Here is a 19645-nt window from a genome sequence, read left to right as displayed (position 1 = left end):
CACAGGTGCCAGGCATGAAAGTCCTGATAGTCGAAGACGAACACAAAGTGGTGGATTACCTGCGCTCGGGGTTGACCGAGCAGGGCTGGGTCGTCGATATCGCGATGGACGGCGAGGAAGGCACGCATCTCGCCATCGAATACGATTACGACGTGATCGTGCTCGACGTGATGCTGCCAAGACGCGACGGCTTCGCGGTATTGAAGGCGCTGCGCCTGCAAAAGTCGACGCCCGTCATCATGCTCACCGCGCGCGATCACATCAACGATCGCGTGCGCGGACTGCGCGAAGGCGCGGACGACTACCTCACGAAGCCGTTCTCGTTTCTCGAGCTCGTCGAGCGTCTGCATGCGCTCGCGCGGCGCACGCGCGCGCAGGAATCGACGCTGATTTCCGTCGGCGATCTATATGTCGATCTGATCGGCCGCCGCGCGACACGCGATGGCGTGCGGCTCGATCTCACCGCGAAGGAGTTTCAGTTGCTCTCCGTGCTCGCGCGCCGTCATGGCGACATTCTTTCGAAGACCGCGATCACCGAGCTCGTCTGGGAAGTCGATTTCGAAAGTCACACGAACGTCGTCGAAACGGCGATCAAGCGACTGCGCGCGAAACTCGACGGACCATTCCGCACCAAACTGCTGCATACCGTACGCGGCATGGGCTACGTGCTCGAAGTGCGCGAAGCCCGCGACACGCGCGATGCACGGGAAGACGCGAGAACATCATGAACACGCAGTGGGCATCGTCGCCGGCGCATGACGCGCATGAGCCGCGCACGCAACGTTCCATATCGCGGCGCCTCGCCGTCATGTTCGCGCTCGTCGCGCTGTTCGTCTTTGCGCTCGTCGGCTCGGGACTCTTTCTCGTGCTGCGCGTGCAACTGGAGCAGCATCTGCGCGACTCGCTCGACAATCGCGCGGAGATCGCACGGCTCATCGTCACGCATGTGTCGACGCCGGACAAATGGAAGATCGCGAAGGAGAAACTCGCCGACATCACGCCGCGCGATGGCTCCACGCTCTTCGCCGTGTCCAGCAACGATCCGCGCTTCGAGTACGGTTCGCCGCCCGCGGGCCGCGTCGTGAAGCGCGTGATGGGCGGCTACGCGCGCTTTCGTCCCGAAGGCCGCGCGTATGACATGCTGATGACCACGCTGACCATTCCGCCGAACGCGGACCGTCCGCCGTTGCAGCTGTTCGTCGCGATCGACTGCTCGCCGAATGTCCATACGATGCGCGCATTCGGTCTCGCGCTCGCCTCGTTGATGGCGCTCGCAACTGTCGCCGTGCTGCTGCTGAGCTATTCGGTCGCGCGGCTCGGCCTTGCGCCGCTCACGCGTCTCACGCGCGATGCATCGAAGCTGAGCCCGAACAATCGATCGCAACGTCTGAACACGCGCGCCCTGCCGATGGAACTCGAAGATCTCGCGAAGTCCTTCAACGGCGCGCTGGAACGGCTCGATCACGCATACGGCCGGCTCGAATCCTTCAACGCCGATGTCGCGCACGAACTGCGCACGCCGGTCACGATCCTCATCGGTCAGACGGAAGTCGCGTTGACGCGCGATCGTTCGATCGACGAGTTGCGGCACACGTTGCAGTCGAATCTCGAAGAGTTCGAGCGCGTGCGCGCGATCATCAACGACATGCTGTTTCTCGCGCGCGCCGATCAGGGTGAGCGCGCGACCGGGCTCGTCGAAGTCTCGCTCGCGGCGGAGATTGGCCGCACGCTGGAGTTCCTGGAAATTCCGCTCGAAGAAGCGCACGTCCGCGCGATCGCGAGCGGCGATGCACGCGCTTTCGTCAATACGTCGCTGTTCGGGCGCGCGCTGTCCAATCTCGTGATGAACGCGATTCAGCACTGCGCGCCGGGCGCGACGATCTCTGTGTCCGTCACGCGTGAACATGGGCGCATCCGCATTGCGGTGGCCAATCCCGGCGAAGCGATTCAGCCGGATGTCATGACCCATCTCTTCGACCGTTTCTATCGCGCGGAGAGCTCGCGCACGAACAGCCGCGAGAATCACGGCCTCGGGCTCGCCATCGTGAAGGCGGTGGCGGAGATGCATCGCGGCACGGTGTCGGCGACGAGCGAGCACGGCATCAACACGTTCTCGTTCTCGGTGGCGCGTTTCGGCACGGAATCCCGCACCACGGAGGATGTGGCCTTGCCCGTGCCGCCGGTTGTCGAACCGAAGTCGGCCACGACCTGAGCCAGGCTCACTGGCAGAAGTATTCGTCCGATGCCGCCACCGGCGCCTCGGCCGTCGCCGGCTTGAAGTGGCTGTACTTGCGATACGTCTTGCCGTTCACCGTCACGGATTCCGCGGCTTCGGTCTCACCCGAGGCCGATGCGATCGCGCTGCTGTGCGCTTCGACGTTGCCGTTGCCCCAGCTGCTCGCGCTCGCATACGATCCGCCCTTCGACGTATCGGCCTTGCTCTGCGTGGCCATCGCGCTCGTCACCGGATTGCCGAAGCTTTTCGTATCGAGAGACGATTTCGGCGGCTCGTAACCCCACTTCGACGTGAGCGTGCTCATATCGATCTCTTGCGGCTTCCAGCCGATCACCTTCGCGCCGATCGACAGCGGCGACAATTCCACCGCGACGATCTGCGTGCCGCGCCGCGCGACGAGCAGGCACTTGCCGCCCGATGTCTGCAACGGCACGTAACCGCTCGAAGGCAAGAGCGCGAGGGCCTGCGCATTGGGCATCGACTGCACGCCTGCCGGGTTCGCTGCCCAGATGACACCGGCGCCTGCATCGGCGTGCGCGCTCATCGGCATCATCGAGACCATCGCACTCGCCGCGAGCGCGATGGCCGCCATTGTCTTGTGACTCTTCATCGCATGCCTCAGCGGGAAAACGAGGGTTGACTCTCCGGGACCAGTCTTTCAGAGCCAACCCTTCAAAGATAGAGACGGCCCGATTGCTCAGGCGCGTCCCTGCTGCTCCGTGGCGCTGCTTTGCCACTGGATCTCTTGCATCCTCACTTGACCAGCGAGACTTCGATCTTTTCGCCGATGGGCGCGCTCGCCACTTCGACATTATCCGCGCTGTCAGCGTGATCGATCACGCGGGCCGCGACCGGCGTCGGCTGCGCGACCTGCTTCGCCGGCGCCGGCTGAGCCTGCTTCGCCTCGTCCTGGCTCTTCAGGTTGACTTCAGGATTGTTGGCGGCGGTCACCGGCAAGCCGAGGCGCGCGCGGACCAGCGGATCGCGATACTTCTCGTCATCCGAGAGCACCGCGTCTTCGCCCGATTTCGCGAGCGGCTTGGTCGTGCCCGGGCACAGATGGCCCGTCGCTTCGACGGCGCGGCGGTTCGCATCGCTCTGGCAGAGCAGCGCGAGCGCGACATCGGTCAGGCCCATCGCGCGGAATTCGCGTGCATCGAGACGGCGTACGCACGCCTGATCGACGAGCGTCGTGCCGCCGGTCGCGCCGAAGCCCGTGATCGACAGGCCGAAGCTCGCGGAGCCCATGCAGGTGTCGGAAAGGGTCGTCGTCAGCGAGGGCGCGGCGATCGCCGGCGTCGTGCGCACCGAGTACGAGCTCTGGTTGTAATCGACCGTCGTGCGCGTGTCGAAGGCGCTCGTGCCGGGGCCGCTCGTGGCCGCCTTGCCGGTTGCATCCGTGCCGCTCGCGTCGTTGCCCGCGGTCGTGAGCGCAGGCATCGTCAGCGCGATGTTCACGTTCGACGAACCGCCCTGTGCGCTCGAACGGCCGCCGCTCGCCGTCGCGACGCCGAGGCCGCCCACCGACGACGAATTGGAACTGGTGTTGGCCGTCGAGTTCGCCGACGTGCCGATGTTGTTCAGGCTGGAACCGCCGCCCTGACCGATGCCCGTGGACGTCGAACCCGAAACCGAGCCGGACGAGGAATTGGCCGTGGTGTCAGCGTGGGCAAGTTGAGCGGCGCAAAACAGAACCGCGCATGCCAATTGCAAAGTGGTCTTGTTCATTTTGGTTCTCCGGAAAGGAAGGGGACGCCAATTCGCGTGACGGTCCCGGACGACTTAGAGTTTTTTTATTTGATTCGGCAAAGGCGGTATCCCGCAAGCACGCGGCTCGTCATGACGCCGCCCCTGCCCTGGTCCACGGACCGGCTTAACGCCAGCCGCCGCCCAGCTTGCTCCATGCATTGGCCGCTGCGTCCGCGCCCGAGGTGCCGCCCGCTTGCGACGTGCCGTGACCGAAGCCGCTCACCGTCGACGTGTTCGTGTGGCTCGTCGTCGCGTTGGTCGCGTTGCCCGTCACGCCGAACATGTTGCCGGCGATCGATTGCGCGTTACCGTTGGCCGTGCCGGAGTTGGTGGCCGTGAAGTGGCCGAATCCCGAGACCGAAGCGGACGTCGTGCCGCCCGAGGTCGAGGACGAGCTGGAGTTCGTGGTCGTGGCCATCGCGGCGACGGAGACGAACGAGAGCAGTGCAGCAGCGATCAGAGTGCGTTTCATGATTTGCATTCCTTATTGAATCGATGAGATTGGATTTCGTTTTGTGTTTCTTTTCTTGTTATTCGAACAGCATCACACGGGTGACAGGAGAGCGAACCCCGTTGCGGCGAAGTCCGCCGTCCGTCGCCGTGTGCTTAGCGCCAGCCGCCGCCCAGCTTGCTCCAGGCGTTCGCGCTAGCGTCGGCGCCGGAGACGCCCGTTGCCGTCGAGCCACCGAAGCCCTTGCCGCCGACCGACGACGTGTTGACGTGGCCGGTCGTCGCGTTGGTTGCGTTGCCCGTCACGCCGTAGCCCTGGCCAGCGATCGCCGAAGCGTGGCCGTTGGCGATGCCTGCGTCGGTCGCGCTGAACGAGCCGTAGCCGAACACGGCGGCGCTGGTGGTGCCACCCGAGGTCGAGCTCGAGCTGGAGCTCGTGCCCGTTGCGAAAGCAGCGGCGGAAACGAGCGAGAGGACGGCGGCTGCTGCGATCAGTTTGCGTTGCATGGTGAGGTCTCCAAGTTTTGGCGCACGGTCAATTCCAGCTACATCGACGCCGATATGTAGCGGGCACAACGAGTAATCTTTTAATTACCATTCCTATCTCAATCGCCTGACTGAATTTCACGTCGATGAACCAGCGTGAAAAAATCAGTGAACGTTCGAGACAGGACGCGCAGCGAGCGCGGCTAAACAGATCAGATGCAGATTAGAAGCTTTGAGCAGCGAACGTCGCGGACTTCGATCAGGAGAAGTCGGCGTTCGTGCAACAGGTCGATGTCGGCGTGCAATACGCGGAGCGTGGCGCGTGGGCCTTCCGCGTGGTCGATTCGTTTTGTGTTGTTCTTCTTCATCATCACAATCCCCGTAAAGCCATTTCGTTTTGTTCTCAGGCGTCTTTTTGTTTAGTGCCTGTGTTTGATGTGACTTTACGGAAGACGAATTGGCTCGAGCGTGGGCGAGCCAACACACCATTTCACCTCGTAACAATTCGTAAGTAGTTTGGTTGGGAAGCGCTCATTCGAGCATACCAATACCCCGGAAACGCCCTGTTTTCGCGGGTTTTCACGGATACGTCCGCATCGCGCGGACGCGCAGAAGCGAAAACGCGGGCGACATGCGCCCGCGTCCGTGCGATAGACCACGCAGTCATCAAACCGTCGAGAGGCGCGCCATCTCCGTTTCGACGATGAGCTTTTTCAGCTCCGGCACACATGAGCCGCAGTTACCGCCGGCCTTCAGACACGAGGTCACTTCCGCGGCGGTTTTCAAACCCTTGTCGCGAATCGCGTTGCAGATCGTGTTGCGTCCGACGCCGAAGCACGAGCACACGGTCGGTCCGGTGTCCTCGCCCTTGCCTATCGGCTGGCCGAGCAAAAGACTCGCGCGGTCCTCGTCGTCGAGCCGGTCTTTTTCGAAGAGCGTCGCAAGCCACGCGCGCGCGGGCAGATCGGGACGCTCGGAGATGAACACGCAACTCTCGATGCGCTCGTCGACCACGTGCGCCGCGCGATATACGCCCGCGCTCTTGTCCTCGTATTCGATCCAGTCCGCATGGTGATCGTCGATGTGAAAGAGTGAGCGCGCCCAGTCGTGATGATCGCCATGCGATGCATCGAAGCGATTGCGGCCCGCCATCTCGTAGCGCACGAAGCGTGCGCCATGCACGCGCGTCCAGTGCGTCACCATGTCGAGATCGGGCGCGGTGCGCGAGAGCGAAAAGCCATGCCACGTGACGTGAAATTTCTCGATTGCAACGGGCGTGTGCTTGAATTCCGGCTCGCCCGAAACGGGATCGACGACGGGATTCACGACCGCGCCCACGCGCGCATCGGAGGCGACCTGATCGTTCCAGTGGATCGGCACGAACACGCTGCCGCGCGGCATGCCGCCGCCGTGCTGCACGCGCGCGATCATCGAACCCCAGCGGCTCGACACGCGCGCGAGTTCGCCTTCGCGCACGCCGCATGCGAGCGCGTCTTGCGGATGCATGTCGATGAACGATTCGCTGATGTGCCCCGCGAGTTTCGCAGAGCGTCCCGTGCGCGTCATCGTGTGCCATTGGTCGCGTACGCGGCCCGTGTTGAGCACGAGCGGATACTCGTCGTCGGGCGCGTTGACCGGCCCTCTTGCAACGGTGGCAACGAAGCGCGCGCGGCCATCGGCATGACTGAAGCGATGATCGTCGAAAAGCCGAGCAATGCCAGCTTCGTTCGCCGCGCGCAGCGGCCATTGCGTGGGCTGTAGCGCATCGTATTGTTCGCGATCGAGGCCAGCCAGCCCGCCGATATGAAACGCGCGATGCACGCCCGTCGCAGCATCGTTGCGATGAGCGCTCAGGCGCGCGTGTTCGTCGAAGATCTCATGCGGACCCGCGAAATCGAAGCCATCGAAGCCCATGCGACGTGCGACATCGCAGATGATGCGCCAGTCCGCGCGCGCGTTGCCCGGCGCCGGAATGAACGCGCGCTGTCGCGAGATGCGCCGTTCCGAGTTCGTCACGGTGCCGTCCTTCTCGCCCCAGCCGAGCGCGGGCAACAGCACATCGGCGAACGCGTTCGTATCCGTCTTCTCGATGATGTCGGACACGACCACGAGCTCGCACGTATCGAGCGCACGCTTCACGCGATCGCCGTCGGGCAGGCTCACGACCGGATTCGTGCCCATCACCCATACGGCTTTTACACGACCCGCTTCGATCGCATCGAACAGTTCGACGGCCTTCAATCCCGCACGTTCCGCGATTGCAGGCGAATTCCAGAACGTCCGCACGATCTCGCCATGCAACGGATCGCCGAACTCGAGATGCGCGGCGAGCGTGTTCGCGAGGCCGCCGACTTCGCGCCCGCCCATCGCGTTAGGCTGGCCGGTGAACGAGAACGGCCCCATGCCCGGCTTGCCGATGCGCCCCGTCGAGAGATGACAGTTGATGATGCTGTTGACCTTGTCCGTGCCCGCGCTCGACTGATTCACGCCTTGCGAATAGACCGTCACCACGCGCTCCGTGCGCGCGAACAGGCGATAAAACTCCATCAGTTCGTGCTGGTCGAGCTTGCAGTCCTTCGCCGTTTGCGCGAGATCGGACGGCCCCGCAGCGGCGAGCGCATTGTCGAAGCCGTTGGTATGCGCATCGACGAAAGAGGCATCGGTTGCGCCATGCTCCGCGAGAAACGCGAGCAGGCCGTTGAAAAGCCGCACGTCGCTGCCGGGCTTGAGCGGCAAATGCAGATCGGCCATTTCGCATGTTGCGGTATAGCGCGGATCGATGACGACGATCTTCATCTCCGGCCGCCTCTCCTTCATCTTCACGATGCGCTGAAAGAGAATCGGATGACACCACGCCGTATTCGAGCCGACCAGCACGACGAGGTCCGCAAGTTCGAGGTCGTCATAGCTCATCGGCACGATGTCTTCGCCGAATGCGCGCTTGTGCCCCGCCACCGACGACGACATGCACAGCCGCGAGTTCGTATCGATGTTCGCGCTGCCGATGTAGCCCTTCATCAGCTTGTTGGCGACGTAGTAGTCCTCGGTGAGCAACTGTCCCGACACATAGAACGCGACCGCATCCGGACCATGCTCCGCGATGATGCGCGCAAAGCCGTTCGCGACCGTGCCGAGCGCATCGTCCCATGAGACATCGGACAGTAAGCCGGTTTGCCTGTCGCGCAACTTCGGGTTGAGCAGGCGCCCTTCAAGCCCTACCGTTTCGCCGAGCGCCGAGCCTTTGACGCACAGACGTCCGAAGTTCGACGGATGCGCTTCATCGCCGGAAATGGCCACTTCGGTCGCGCTCTTCGGCGACGCATTCACGCCGCAGCCGACGCCGCAATACGGGCATGTCGTTTTGACGGTCGCAGGTTGAATCGGGATGATGGGCATGCTCACGTTCTATTTCCTTGGCCTTGTTTCAGGCTTCACAAAGCGTCTTGCCGAAGAGGAGCTTGCCGCGCAGATGCGAGATGTCCGTGCGGTTCTGAATCAGATCGAAGTACCAGCCGCCGTCCTTCACGTCGCCGTACAGCACCGCGCCGATCACACGTCCCGCCTGCAGCACGAGACGCTTGTAGACGCCACGGCGCGGATCGCGCAGCACGAGATCCTCGCTGCCGTCACCGCCGATGAAATCGCCCGCCGAGTACAGATCGACGCCCGTCACCTTGAGCTTCGTCGCGGTCGCGCGCTGCACATAGCGCCGATGCCCCGCGCCCGCGAGATGCGCACCCGCGACACGCGCCTGATCCCAGATCGGCGAGACGAGACCAAACGTAGCCGAACGATGCTGCACGCATTCGCCTACTGCATACACGCGCGGATCGAAGGTCTGCAAGGTATCGTCGACGATGATCGCGCGTTCGCAATGCAAGCCCGCCTCTTTCGCGAGCGCGATGTTGGGCCGCACACCCGCCGTCATCACGACGAGGTCCGCATCGATCTGCGTGCCGTCGGCGAAACGCACGGCGCGCACGCGGTCGTCGCCGACGATTTCAGCCGTCTGCGCGGCCATCGCGAAGAGCAATCCTTTTGCTTCGAGCGAACGCTTCAGCAATGCGGATGCAGTTGCGTCGATCTGACGGTCCATCAGGCTTTCGCTCGAATGCACGACCGTCACCGACATGCCCTGGCGCTGCAAGCCGTTCGCCGCTTCGAGCCCGAGCAAGCCGCCGCCGATGACCACCGCATGCCGATGATCGCGTGCCGCGTCAAGCATCGTTTCGACATCCTCAATATCTCTGAACGCGATCACGCCGGAAAGATCGCAGCCCGGCACCGGAATGATGAAAGGCTTCGAACCCGTCGCAATCAACAGACGGTCGTAACGCGCCTCGACGCCCTTCTGCGAACGCACGATGCGCCGCGCTCGATCGATCTCGATCACGGCATCGCCCGCATGCAGCGTGATGCCGTTCGCGTCGTACCATTCGCGCGTGTTGAGGATGATGTCGTCGACGCTCTTCTCGCCCGCGAGCACCGGCGACAACAGAATGCGGTTGTAGTTGCCGTACGGCTCCGCGCCGAACACGGTGATGTCGTACAGCTCGGGCGCGATCTTCAGCAGCTCTTCGACCGTGCGCATGCCGGCCATGCCGTTGCCGATGACCACGAGCCGCTGGCGCGACGCGGCGTCCTTCAGCGACGCCATGCCCGCAACCGCATATTCGGTCTTCATGCCGCGACCCACACCTTGCCGCCCGCGACCTTCACCCGATACGCGCTCACGGAAAGCTCCGGCGTTTCGAGGCATTCGCCGGTGCGCAGATCGAAGTGCTGCTTGTAGATCGGCGATGCAACCACGACGCGCTCGCCCACGCTGCCGACGATGCCGCGCGACAGCACCGCCGCCTGCGAATGCGGATCGTAGTTGTCGATCGCGTACACCGTCTCGTCTTCGCCCGCGAGATGAAACACCGCGACTTGCGTGCCCTTCACGAGCGCGCAGACGCCCGTATCCGGCACGATGTCATCGAGTTCACACACGGCGGTCCAGTCCTGTTCGATGCGGTCGTTCATGATGTTTTCTCCCGAGGTGTCAGACGATTTCAGCGAGCTTCGACTTGCGTTCCTCCAGCGTGGCCGGACGAATCTGGCCGCGCTCCTCCACGAATGTCACGTTCGCATCGCCCTGTTCGCTGTTGACGAAGTGGCGGAAGCGCTTGCGCGTTTGCGGATCGGTGACGGCCTTCTTCCACTCGTCCTCGTAGGTATCGACGACGAGCTGCATCTCCGCTTCGAGTTCGGCGGCGATATCGAGCTTGTCGTTGATGATCACGTCGATCAGATAATCGAGGCCGCCTTCGAGGTTGTCGCGCCATACGCTCGTGCGTTGCAGACGATCGGCCGTACGCACGTAGAACATCAGGAAGCGGTCGATATAGCGCACGAGCGTGTCGTGATCGAGATCGCTCGCGATGAGTTCCGCATGACGCGGCTTCATGCCGCCGTTGCCGCAAACGTAGAGATTCCAGCCCTTTTCCGTTGCGATCACGCCGACGTCCTTGCCTTGCGCTTCGGCGCATTCGCGCGTGCAGCCGGACACGCCGAACTTGATCTTGTGCGGCGTGCGCAGGCCCTTGTAGCGGTTTTCCAGCTCGATTGCGAGACCGACCGAATCGCCGACACCGTAACGGCACCATGTCGAACCGACGCACGACTTCACCGTGCGCAGCGCTTTGCCATACGCGTGACCGGATTCGAAGCCCGCCTCGATGAGTTCTTCCCAGATGAACGGCAGCTGCTCGACGCGCGCGCCGAACATGTCGACACGCTGGCCGCCCGTGATCTTCGTGTAGAGGCCATACTTCTTCGCGACCTGGCCGACGGCGATCAAACCATCGGGCGTGACTTCGCCGCCCGGCATGCGCGGCACGACGCTATACGTGCCATCGCGCTGAATGTTCGCGAGGTAGTAATCGTTCGAATCCTGCAGGCTCGCGTGCTCTTTCTTCAGCACGAATTCGTTCCAGCATGATGCAAGAATGCTCGCGACGGCCGGCTTGCAGATATCGCAGCCGCGTCCCTTGCCGTGCTTCCCAAGCAGCGAGCCGAACGTGCGATGTCCCTCCACGCGCGCGATGTGATAGAGCTCCTGACGCGAATACGGGAAGTGCTCGCACAGATGGTTGTTGACGGCGAGCCCTTGCCGCTTCATCTCCGACTTCATCACTTGCGTGACGAGCGGCACGCAGCCGCCGCACGATGCCCCCGCCTTGCACGACGACTTGATCGCGCCGATGCTCGTCGCGCCCGCGCAGACCGCCGCGCAGATTTCCGCCTTGCTCACGTTGTTGCACGAGCAGATCTGCGCGCCATCGGGCAACGCTTCGACGCCGAGCGCGGGCTTGGCCTTGCCATCGCTCGACGGCAGAATCAGGAACTCGGGCGCTTCGGGCAACTCGATCCTGTTCAGCATCATCTGCAGCAGCGTGCCGTATTCCGTTGCATCGCCGACCATCACGCCGCCGAGCAGGAACTTGCCGCAATCGGACACGACAATCTTCTTGTAGACCTGCTTGCGCTCGTCGCTGTACTGATACGTGCGGCTGCCGGGCGTCTTGCCGTGCGCATCGCCGATGCTCGCCACATCCACGCCCATCAGCTTGAGCTTCGTGCTCATGTCCGCGCCCGCGAACGCCGCTTCCTCGCCGACGATCTGCTTCGCGACGATACGCGCCATGTCGTAACCCGGCGCGACGAGGCCGAACAACTGGCCCTTCCACAACGCGCATTCGCCGATGGCGTAGATCGCTTCATCGCTCGTGCGGCAGGCGTCGTCGATCACGATGCCGCCGCGCGCGCCGATCTCGAGACCCGCCGCACGCGCGATATCGTCGCGCGGACGAATGCCCGCGGAGAACACGATCATGTCGGTGTCGAGATGCGTTTCATCGGCGAAATTCATGCGATTGACCGCGCCCTCGCCATCGACGATCGCGAGCGTGTTCTTGCCGGTGTGCACCGTCACGCCCAGCTCCTCGATCTTCGCGCGCAGCACGCGTCCGCCGCCGTCGTCGACTTGCACGGCCATCAGGCGCGGCGCGAATTCGATCACGTGCGTCTCGAGCCCCAAGTCGCGCAACGCCTTCGCCGCTTCGAGACCGAGCAGGCCGCCGCCGACCACCGTGCCCGTCTTCGAGCGCGCGCCGAACGATTGCATCGCTTCGAGATCCTCGATCGTGCGATACACGAAGCAGCCGTCGCGATCACGGCCTTCGACGGGCGGCACGAACGGATACGAACCGGTCGCGAGCACGAGCTTGTCGTAGGCGAGCACATCGCCCGTCGAAGCCGTCACCGTGCGCGCCACGCGATCGATCGCCACCGCGCGCGCGTTCAGCTTCAGCGCATAGCCCGCACGCTCGAAAAAGCCTTCTTCGACGAGCGAAAGATCATCCGCGCTCTTGCCCGTGAAGAATTCGGTCAGATGCACGCGGTCATACGCGGCGCGCGGCTCTTCGCACAGGACCGTCACGTCGAGCGCTTCATTGCCAGTCTCGGCGAGACATTCGAGGAACTTGTGGCCGACCATGCCGTGGCCGATGACGACGATTTTCATGACGGTGACCTTCTCAGTTTGCAATGACGTTATTGGCTGCGAGCGCGCTTTCACGCAGTGCCGCTTCGCGCGCCTTGTGTTCGGGGGAGAAGCGCACCGCGAGCGCGCACAGCGCCGTGCCCGCGACGATCACGCCGAGCATCGAGAGCGTCGCCTGTGCGTTGCCGAGGCCCTTCATCAGGAAGCCCGCCGCGACCGCGCCGACGTTGCCGCCCGCGCCGATCACACCGGCCACGCCGCCGAGCGCCTTGCGATCGATGAACGGCACGAGCGCGTAGGTCGCGCCGCACGCCATGTGCGTGAAGAGGCCGAACGTGAGCATCGCGACGACGGCCGCAACGACGCCCGGTGCATGCGCGAACGCATAGAGACCGATGCCTTCGCCCGCGATCAACGCGAACAGCAAGGTCGCGCGGACATCGAGGCCTTTCTTCGCGGCGGCTTTATCGGAGAGCCAGCCGCCGAGCGCGCGTGCGAAGAGCGCGAGCAGACCGAAGCTGCCCGCCGCCATGCCGGCTTGCGCGAGCGAAAGACCGAAGTGATCGACGTAATAGATCGCAGCCATGTTGTGGATGAACACTTCCACGCCGAAGCACGCGCCGTAGGTGACGAACAGCATCCACACGCGATAGTTCGAGCACGCGGTCAGGAAGCTCTGCCAGCCGCCCTTCTTGCCGCCGTCGATGGCGATGCCGGCACGGCGCAGCGTAGCGAAATCGCCTTGCGGGCAGTCCTGCGTATAGCGCCAGTAAAAGAAGGCCATCACCGGCATCGCGATGCCCGGCACGATCAGCGCGACGCGCCATGCCGATGCCTCGCCCGCGCCGAGCGCGATCGCCGCCGCGACGAACAGCGGAATGATCGCCTGCGCCGCGCCCGCACCCGCGTTGCCCCAGCCGGCGGTCGTCGCGTTCGCGGTGCCGACGACGTTCGGCGCGAACATCACCGACGTGTGGTACTGCGTGATGACGAAGCTCGCGCCGATCGCGCCGATCGCGAGACGGCACCACAGGAAGCTGTCGTAGCCCGTCGAGAATGCAGCGCCGAGCACGGGAATCGAACCGGCGAGCAGCAGCGCGCTATAGACCTTGCGCGGGCCGAAGCGATCGCACATCGGTCCGACGACGAGGCGCACCAGAATCGTCACGGCCACGGCCGCGATATTGATGTTCGCGACCTGATCCGCGGTGAGACCGTATTCGCGCTTGATGAGCGGCATCAGCGGCGCGCAGGCGAACCACGCGAAGAAGCACACGAAGAACGCCATCCACGTGAGATGGAAGGCGCGCATCGGCGCACTGCGCATGCTGAAGAGATCGATCCGGGTGGCTTTGTCCATCGTCTTTCCGCCAAAAAGAAAGGCGTCCCGCGCATTCAGCCGGGAAGCCGATGCGGGGGACGCCGTTGTCCGATGCCCCGCATGTTCTTCACTTGCCGGGCGCTGTATTCAGGACGGATCGCCGTTGATCCGATGGCGAGACATAAGGCAAGGCCTATGCCATGCGCGATGCATCGCCGGGAAACGCTTGCTGCGCAAGGCTTTGCGCGAAGCGTGCACTGCTTGCGCGCACGCGCTTCGCGACGCGTTTCGATGCAGACGGGCACAGCGATGGTGCGACGCAGCACTGATGCCGTGCGAACGTGCGCGCATCGACGTTTCGTATCGACGTGCTTTTTGTACTATCCGGTTAGCCGAAGCGTTCACTCGAAGCAAGCGAGTTTGCGCCGTGACGGTGCCGCGCGCGCCGTTCCCGCACAACGAGAGTGCAGCCGATGCAGCCAAACCCCTGTTTATCCAGTGGCCCGCTTATTGCATTGCTGAAAGCGCTGCGGACAACGGCGTTCGCGGCACCCACATTCAGAAGAGCAAGGACAAAGGCGTCCCCATCGTGCAGCGACACGAGCGGACGCTTTCAGCGTTTGCCGCGCCGATGCGCCTCACATACGAAGCAAGCAGACTCAGGAAGCAACGATGAGCACCGTCAAAGGCAAAGTCACTCTGTTGAGCGCGGGACCCGGCGATCTGGACTTGTTGACCTTGCGCGCCGCGAAGGCGCTCGCCGCCGCCGACATCCTTCTCGTCGACGATCTCGCCAACGCCGATATCGTCACGCTCGCGCCGCGTGCGCGCGTGATTCGCGTCGGCAAGCGCGGCGGCTGCAAGTCGACGCCGCAAGCGTTCATTCAGCGCCTCATGCAGCGTTACGCGAAGAAGGGACTGCACGTGCTGCGCGTGAAAGGCGGCGATGCGCTGCTCTTCGGCCGCGCGGGCGAAGAGATCGCCGCATTGCGCGAAGCACAGATTTCCGTCGATATCGTCAACGGCGTGTCGTCGGGATTCGCGGCGGCGGCGGGACTCGGCATCTCGCTCACGCATCGAGATCATTGCCAGGGCGTGACCTTCGTCACCGCGCACATGCAGGATCACAGCCAGCCGGACTGGGCCGCGCTCGCCGCGACCGGCACCACGCTCGCGATTTATATGGGCATGAGCCGCATCGCGAGCCTGACGTCATCGCTGCTCGAAGCGTTGCCCGCGAGCACGCCGGCGGCCGTCGTGCAGCACGCGGGATCGTCGCAGGAAAAGCGGCTCGTCACGACGCTCGAGCGGCTCGCCACCGATGCGATCTCCGCCGGTCTCGGCAGTCCTGCTGTGATTCTGATCGGCGGTGCGATTGGCGAAGCGGCCGAATTCGCCGCACGCGCCGCGCACAGCGAAGGGCTCGCGCATGCAGCGTGAAGCGGGTTCTCAAATGGCGGACGGCGCGCTAGAGTCACAAGCGTTCCCCGCATGACCGCTTCCGCTTCCCGCATGCTTCGCGTCCTTCTCGTCACCGACACCGACAAACCCATCGGCGATTTGCGCGAGCAACTCGCGCGCATGGGCTATGACATGCTCGCCGAGGTGGCTGCGCCGTCGGCGCTGCACAAGGCCGTCGAGAGTCAGAAGCCCGATGTCGTCATCATCGATACCGAATCGCCCTCGCGCGATACGCTCGAACAACTCGCCGTGATGAACAAGGCCGCGCCGCGCCCCGTGCTGATGTTCAGCAACGACGCGGACCAGCAGTTCATCCGCGCGGCGGTCGGCGCGGGCGTCACGGCATATTCCGTCGAAGGACTCGCGCCCGCGCGGCTCGCGCCGATCATCGAAGTGGCGCTCGCGCGTTTCGCGCACGAAGCGCAATTGCGTCAGCGTCTCGCGAAAGTCGAGGACGAGTTGGAACAGCGCAAGGTCCTCGACCGCGCCAAACGTCTTTTGATGGACAAGCGCGGCATGTCCGAAAACGAAGCCTATGCGGCGCTTCGCAAGCGCGCGATGGATCAGGGCGTGAAGGTCGCGGAAATCGCACGCCAGCTTCTTTCGATGGCCGATCTTCTTTAGCGTCACCACACCTCATGAATTCGCCAGAACTGACTTTTCCCGCGCCCGAACGCACGCATCTGCGGCTCGGCTTCGTCGCCCTTTCGGATGCCGCGCCGCTCGCCGTCGCCGCATTGCGCGATCTCGGCGCGCGTCACGGCATCACGATCGAGCTATGCCGTCAGCCATCGTGGGCCGCCGTGCGCGACACGTTGCTGTCCGGCGAAATCGACGCCGCGCATGCGCTCTACGGGCTCGTGTATGGCGTGCAACTGGGCATCGGCGGGCCGCAGTCGGACATGGCCGTGCTGATGGTCCTCAATCGCAACGGTCAGGCGATCACACTGTCTCGCCCGCTTGCCGATGCGATTGAACACGGCGCGAGCGTGAAGGAAGCGCTGCATTCGCTCGGGCGGCCGCCTGTCATCGCGCAGACCTTTCCGACCGGCACGCACGCGATGTGGCTGTATTACTGGCTCGCGGCGCAGGGCGTGCATCCGTTGCGCGACGTGCAAAGCATCGTGATTCCGCCGCCGCGCATGGCCGATGCGCTCGTCGAAGGCGCGCTCGACGGTTTCTGCGCGGGCGAGCCGTGGCACGCCGTGGCCGAAGCGCGCAACGCGGGCAAAACGGTCACGTACACGAGCGAGATCTGGCCGGATCATCCCGAGAAGGTGCTCGCGTGCCGGCGCGATTTCGCCGCGCTCTATCCCAACACGGCGCGCGCGCTCGTGCGCACGATGCTCGATGCCTGCGCCTGGCTCGATGCGAGCGCGCATCGCGGGGAGATCGCAGAGGCGCTGTCGTCGTCCGCGTTGCTCGGCGTGCCGCGCGAGTTGATCGAGCCGCGCCTCGTCGCGTCCGGCGGCGATGCGCGCGCGCTGCCCGTGCGTTTCTTCGATGGCGGCGCGGTCAACTATCCGCGCGTATCGGACGGGCTGTGGTTTATCACGCAGTACCGGCGCTGGGGCATGCTCGACGCCGATATCGACGATGAAGCCATCGCCGCGAGCGTCAATCAGACCGCGCTGTATCGCGATGCGGCGCAGGCGGCGGGCATCGCGGTCCCCGCCGAGCGGCACGCGGCGACGTTCTGCGATGGCCGCGTGTGGGACGGCAGCGATGCGGCGGGCTATCTCGCGGGGTTCAGCGTCAGGGCGTAGAGGCGTTCGGCAACGCGGTCTGATCGGAAATAGCACGCGAAAGCGCCGCGCCAAGCTGCTGCACCGCGCCGCTCCAGTCGCCCGGCACGGCCTGACGAAAAAGGCTCGCCGTTCGCGGATACCATGAGGTCCGCTGTGCCTCCAGTCCCCAGCGCCAATCGGCTCTCGGCGTGCTCACGAGCACCCAGCACGGCTTGCCCAATGCGCCCGCGAGATGCGCGACGGCTGTGTCGACCGCAATGACCAGATCGAGATTCGCGACGATCGCGGCCGTATCGGCGAAATCGCGCACATGCGGAGCCGTGTCGTAAATGGGAAGACGCGCTTGCACGGATGACGCCTCGTGCTCGCCGGGTCCCTTCTGCAAGCTCACGAAACTGACGCCCGGTATGTCCCACAACGAAGCAAGCGTGTCGATGGCGGGCAACGAGCGGTAACGGTCATTCGGATGGCCGGGATTTCCCTTCCACACGATCCCGACCCTGAACCCGCCGAGCGGCGCGAGACGCATCCGCCATGCGTTCACACGTTCGGGGTCCGCGCGCAGCCAGCCGGCGCCGGGAATCGGCTCGTATCCGGCATGAAGCGGGACATCCAGCAGGAATGTCGCGAAATCGTACTGTCGTGCCGGCGGATTGCGTGGATCGAGGAGCGCGTCGATATCGCCGGCGCTTCGAAACAGGTCGTGCAGCAGCGGACGGCACGCGAACGCGACATGCGCGGCACCTCGTTTCTTGAGCAGCGAAAAGTATCGGCCGAACTGAATCATGTCCCCGTGGCCTTGCTCTCCGCACACGAGGATGGATTTCCCTTCCAACGGCTCGCCGCGCCACGCCTTGCATCGATCGTCCAGCGGCAACCGTGCGGCGTTCGGTAGTCCGGGTTGATTACGCGACTCATAGAGACGCCAGCCCTCTTCGAACCGGCCCATGCGCAGCAGGACCAGCGCAAGATTGAAACGCGCGTAGTGATGATCCGGCCGGATCGCGAGCGTCCTGCGATAGGCATCTTCGGCTTCGACGAAGCGCTCTTCGTTCTCGAGAAGCGTAGCAAGCGTGTAATGCACGTCGGCGTCCATCGGATACGACGCCATCAATGCTCGGCAGACGCCGGTTCCCTCGGAATAGCGATCAAGCGCATTCAGGACGTTGGCCAGTCCCAACTGCGCCGGCACACTGTCTGGCTGGATGCGCAGCAACTGCCTGTACGCGATCTCGGCTTCGGCAAAGCGGCGATCGTCGTGCAGCAGCGAGGCCAGATTGTGCAACGTCCCGGGCAGATCGGCGCGAAGAGAAAGCGCCTGGCGATAGGCCCGTTCGGCCTCATCGACGCGCTTCAGCGTGTGCATCAGGCCACCCAGATTGCCGTGGGCCTCGGCGAAGTCGGGTCGTAACGCGAGCGCCTTGCGATAAGCCGCTTCGGCTTCATCGAAACGCCCGATCGTGACGAACAGATTCCCGAGATTGTTGTGCGCCGCCACGAATGCCGGGTCGATGGACACGGCCTGAAGGAAGGCACGTTCCGCTTCGGAATGGCGCGCCTGACCGCTCAATAAGTCGCCGAGCTGGTTGTACAGACTCGCGCTGGACGGATTTTCGTCGATGGCGGCACGAAGCCGCATTTCGGCTTCGGATGAACGGTCACCCGGTCGCGATGGAGGCAATGTCGAGGAGGACGTGGTCACAGGGATTCGCTGCTGGCATTGGATGCCCATCTTAACAAGCACCCAAACGGCAATTCGCCGCTGGCCGCCGGCTGGCGCAATCCGTTATCTGAAATCGGATTCGTCCGACCCCGGCGATGACATCGCCAAAACCCGTCTACCATTGATCGTGCAACCCGCGCACCGGAGATTCGCCATGGAACTGCTCGCCATCGCCATCGACAAGCCCGAGGACACGAACTTCATCCTCGGCCAGTCGCATTTCATCAAGACGGTCGAGGATCTGCACGAGGCGCTCGTCGGCGCGGTGCCCGGCATCCGCTTCGGGCTCGCGTTCTGCGAGGCGTCGGGCAAGCGGCTCGTGCGCACGTCGGGCACGGACGCGCATTGCATCGACATGGCCGCGCACAACGCGCAGAACATCGGCGCGGGGCATAGCTTCATCATCGTGCTCGGCGACGGTTTTTTTCCCGTGAACGTGCTCAATACCATCAAGGCCGTGCCGGAGGTCTGCCGCATCTTCTGCGCGACCGCCAATCCGACGCAGGTGCTCGTCGCGCAGACGGATCAGGGGCGCGGGATCGTCGGCGTGGTGGACGGGCTGCCGCCGCTCGGCGTCGAGACTGACGAAGACGTGAAATGGCGCAAGGACCTGCTGCGCAAGATCGGCTACAAGGCTTGATTTCCGCCGAAAGGCCCGCCGCGCCTTGACTTGACGGCGCAAATCGCGAGAATGAGGCCCGCCGCCGCCGCGCGCCTATCTGGAGCGTTTTTCCGGCCGGGGCGCGACATCATGGAAAATATCGGGATACGGTATAAAGGCCGTTAGCGTTTTTCTGACGTTCCATGCCGTTCGGCGCGCCCGAAAACCGCATGAACAGACGATTCCCGGCATCACCCCCGCCACCGAAACGGCACCGAACACCGGCCACCCGCGCCGCCCGAGGATAGGGTCGTCCTCGCGCGG

18 protein-coding genes are annotated in these 19645 nt (G+C 64.0%); 7 read left to right on the top strand and 11 right to left on the bottom strand.

Annotated features, from left to right (window positions below; translation table 11 throughout):
• Positions 1-14 precede the first annotated feature (14 nt).
• The gene (locus AWB76_RS22345) at positions 15-728 is read left to right on the top strand and encodes a heavy metal response regulator transcription factor (protein ID WP_061162322.1); all 714 of its coding nucleotides are present in this window, start codon (positions 15-17) and stop codon (positions 726-728) included.
• A complete protein-coding gene (locus AWB76_RS22340; RefSeq protein ID WP_061162321.1) occupies positions 725-2212 on the top strand; it encodes a heavy metal sensor histidine kinase in 1488 nt (495 codons plus the stop codon). Before AWB76_RS22345 ends, AWB76_RS22340 begins: the two co-directional genes overlap by 4 nt.
• 7 nt (positions 2213-2219) lie before the next feature.
• On the opposite strand, the gene AWB76_RS22335 is transcribed toward AWB76_RS22340, so the two are convergent.
• The 10 genes from AWB76_RS22335 to AWB76_RS22295 form a co-directional block, all read right to left on the bottom strand.
• Positions 2220-2846: a hypothetical protein gene (locus tag AWB76_RS22335; RefSeq protein WP_061162320.1), complete on the bottom strand. Its 627-nt coding sequence runs from the start codon at positions 2844-2846 to the stop codon at positions 2220-2222.
• Positions 2847-2989: 143 nt separating this feature from the next.
• Positions 2990-3964 carry a hypothetical protein gene (locus AWB76_RS22330; protein ID WP_061162319.1) on the bottom strand — a complete coding sequence of 325 codons (975 nt, stop codon included), beginning with the start codon at positions 3962-3964 and terminating at the stop codon, positions 2990-2992.
• A gap of 145 nt (positions 3965-4109) precedes the next feature.
• Complete coding sequence (locus AWB76_RS22325; protein WP_061162428.1) at positions 4110-4457, bottom strand: hypothetical protein; 348 nt, start codon at positions 4455-4457, stop codon at positions 4110-4112.
• 134 nt (positions 4458-4591) lie between these two features.
• Positions 4592-4942 (bottom strand): hypothetical protein, encoded by a 351-nt coding sequence (locus tag AWB76_RS22320; protein ID WP_061162318.1) that lies wholly within the window; start codon positions 4940-4942, stop codon positions 4592-4594.
• 191 nt (positions 4943-5133) lie between these two features.
• Positions 5134-5292, bottom strand: a complete 159-nt coding sequence (locus AWB76_RS41045) for a hypothetical protein (RefSeq protein WP_157696179.1) — start codon at positions 5290-5292, stop codon at positions 5134-5136.
• 295 nt (positions 5293-5587) lie between these two features.
• On the bottom strand, positions 5588-8317 hold the full coding sequence (locus tag AWB76_RS22315; RefSeq protein ID WP_061162427.1) for a nitrate reductase: 2730 nt from the start codon (positions 8315-8317) through the stop codon (positions 5588-5590).
• A gap of 28 nt (positions 8318-8345) precedes the next feature.
• Positions 8346-9605 (bottom strand): NAD(P)/FAD-dependent oxidoreductase, encoded by a 1260-nt coding sequence (locus AWB76_RS22310; protein ID WP_074171385.1) that lies wholly within the window; start codon positions 9603-9605, stop codon positions 8346-8348.
• Positions 9602-9946 (bottom strand): nitrite reductase small subunit NirD, encoded by a 345-nt coding sequence (gene nirD / locus AWB76_RS22305; protein ID WP_061162316.1) that lies wholly within the window; start codon positions 9944-9946, stop codon positions 9602-9604. Before nirD ends, AWB76_RS22310 begins: the two co-directional genes overlap by 4 nt.
• Before the next feature lie 19 nt (positions 9947-9965).
• On the bottom strand, positions 9966-12488 hold the full coding sequence (gene nirB / locus AWB76_RS22300) for a nitrite reductase large subunit NirB (protein ID WP_061162315.1): 2523 nt from the start codon (positions 12486-12488) through the stop codon (positions 9966-9968).
• A 13-nt stretch (positions 12489-12501) separates the two neighbouring features.
• A complete protein-coding gene (locus tag AWB76_RS22295) occupies positions 12502-13827 on the bottom strand; it encodes an MFS transporter (RefSeq protein WP_061162314.1) in 1326 nt (441 codons plus the stop codon).
• A gap of 289 nt (positions 13828-14116) precedes the next feature.
• On the opposite strand from AWB76_RS22295, the gene AWB76_RS22290 reads away from it, so the two are divergent.
• The 4 genes from AWB76_RS22290 to AWB76_RS22275 all read left to right on the top strand — a co-directional run bounded on the left by AWB76_RS22290 (position 14117) and on the right by AWB76_RS22275 (position 17015).
• A complete protein-coding gene (locus tag AWB76_RS22290) occupies positions 14117-14464 on the top strand; it encodes a hypothetical protein (RefSeq protein ID WP_157696178.1) in 348 nt (115 codons plus the stop codon).
• Positions 14461-15228, top strand: coding sequence for a uroporphyrinogen-III C-methyltransferase (gene cobA / locus AWB76_RS22285; protein ID WP_061162312.1), 768 nt, complete (start codon positions 14461-14463; stop codon positions 15226-15228). Before AWB76_RS22290 ends, cobA begins: the two co-directional genes overlap by 4 nt.
• Positions 15229-15300: 72 nt before the next feature.
• A complete protein-coding gene (locus tag AWB76_RS22280) occupies positions 15301-15873 on the top strand; it encodes an ANTAR domain-containing response regulator (RefSeq protein ID WP_061162311.1) in 573 nt (190 codons plus the stop codon).
• 14 nt (positions 15874-15887) lie between these two features.
• Positions 15888-17015, top strand: a complete 1128-nt coding sequence (locus AWB76_RS22275; RefSeq protein ID WP_061162310.1) for a CmpA/NrtA family ABC transporter substrate-binding protein — start codon at positions 15888-15890, stop codon at positions 17013-17015.
• On the opposite strand, the gene AWB76_RS22270 is transcribed toward AWB76_RS22275, so the two are convergent.
• A complete protein-coding gene (locus tag AWB76_RS22270) occupies positions 17005-18636 on the bottom strand; it encodes a tetratricopeptide repeat protein (RefSeq protein ID WP_061162309.1) in 1632 nt (543 codons plus the stop codon). The genes AWB76_RS22275 and AWB76_RS22270 overlap by 11 nt on opposite strands.
• 238 nt (positions 18637-18874) lie before the next feature.
• On the opposite strand from AWB76_RS22270, the gene AWB76_RS22265 reads away from it, so the two are divergent.
• On the top strand, positions 18875-19360 hold the full coding sequence (locus AWB76_RS22265) for an adenosine-specific kinase (RefSeq protein WP_061162308.1): 486 nt from the start codon (positions 18875-18877) through the stop codon (positions 19358-19360).
• The last annotated feature ends 285 nt before the right edge of the window (positions 19361-19645 follow it).

The sequence above is a fragment of the Caballeronia temeraria genome (assembly GCF_001544795.2).
GTDB classification, from domain to species: domain Bacteria; phylum Pseudomonadota; class Gammaproteobacteria; order Burkholderiales; family Burkholderiaceae; genus Caballeronia; species Caballeronia temeraria.
The sequence above is the reverse complement of the archived record's forward strand: the minus strand, read 5'-3'. Positions and strand labels throughout refer to the sequence as shown.

What these genes read in the sequence shown, in the direction of transcription:
- AWB76_RS22315 (WP_061162427.1), bottom strand. Translation starts at nt 8,317, where the DNA reads ATGCCCATCATCCCGATTCAACCTGCGACCGTCAAAACGACATGCCCG.
- AWB76_RS22310 (WP_074171385.1), bottom strand. Translation starts at nt 9,605, where the DNA reads ATGAAGACCGAATATGCGGTTGCGGGCATGGCGTCGCTGAAGGACGCC.
- AWB76_RS22280 (WP_061162311.1), top strand. Translation starts at nt 15,301, where the DNA reads ATGCTTCGCGTCCTTCTCGTCACCGACACCGACAAACCCATCGGCGAT.
- AWB76_RS22345 (WP_061162322.1), top strand. Translation starts at nt 15, where the DNA reads ATGAAAGTCCTGATAGTCGAAGACGAACACAAAGTGGTGGATTACCTG.
- AWB76_RS22325 (WP_061162428.1), bottom strand. Translation starts at nt 4,457, where the DNA reads ATGAAACGCACTCTGATCGCTGCTGCACTGCTCTCGTTCGTCTCCGTC.
- AWB76_RS22340 (WP_061162321.1), top strand. Translation starts at nt 725, where the DNA reads ATGAACACGCAGTGGGCATCGTCGCCGGCGCATGACGCGCATGAGCCG.
- AWB76_RS22335 (WP_061162320.1), bottom strand. Translation starts at nt 2,846, where the DNA reads ATGAAGAGTCACAAGACAATGGCGGCCATCGCGCTCGCGGCGAGTGCG.
- AWB76_RS41045 (WP_157696179.1), bottom strand. Translation starts at nt 5,292, where the DNA reads ATGATGAAGAAGAACAACACAAAACGAATCGACCACGCGGAAGGCCCA.
- AWB76_RS22270 (WP_061162309.1), bottom strand. Translation starts at nt 18,636, where the DNA reads ATGCGGCTTCGTGCCGCCATCGACGAAAATCCGTCCAGCGCGAGTCTG.
- AWB76_RS22265 (WP_061162308.1), top strand. Translation starts at nt 18,875, where the DNA reads ATGGAACTGCTCGCCATCGCCATCGACAAGCCCGAGGACACGAACTTC.
- nirB (WP_061162315.1), bottom strand. Translation starts at nt 12,488, where the DNA reads ATGAAAATCGTCGTCATCGGCCACGGCATGGTCGGCCACAAGTTCCTC.
- AWB76_RS22320 (WP_061162318.1), bottom strand. Translation starts at nt 4,942, where the DNA reads ATGCAACGCAAACTGATCGCAGCAGCCGCCGTCCTCTCGCTCGTTTCC.
- AWB76_RS22330 (WP_061162319.1), bottom strand. Translation starts at nt 3,964, where the DNA reads ATGAACAAGACCACTTTGCAATTGGCATGCGCGGTTCTGTTTTGCGCC.
- nirD (WP_061162316.1), bottom strand. Translation starts at nt 9,946, where the DNA reads ATGAACGACCGCATCGAACAGGACTGGACCGCCGTGTGTGAACTCGAT.
- cobA (WP_061162312.1), top strand. Translation starts at nt 14,461, where the DNA reads ATGAGCACCGTCAAAGGCAAAGTCACTCTGTTGAGCGCGGGACCCGGC.
- AWB76_RS22290 (WP_157696178.1), top strand. Translation starts at nt 14,117, where the DNA reads ATGCCGTGCGAACGTGCGCGCATCGACGTTTCGTATCGACGTGCTTTT.
- AWB76_RS22275 (WP_061162310.1), top strand. Translation starts at nt 15,888, where the DNA reads ATGAATTCGCCAGAACTGACTTTTCCCGCGCCCGAACGCACGCATCTG.
- AWB76_RS22295 (WP_061162314.1), bottom strand. Translation starts at nt 13,827, where the DNA reads ATGGACAAAGCCACCCGGATCGATCTCTTCAGCATGCGCAGTGCGCCG.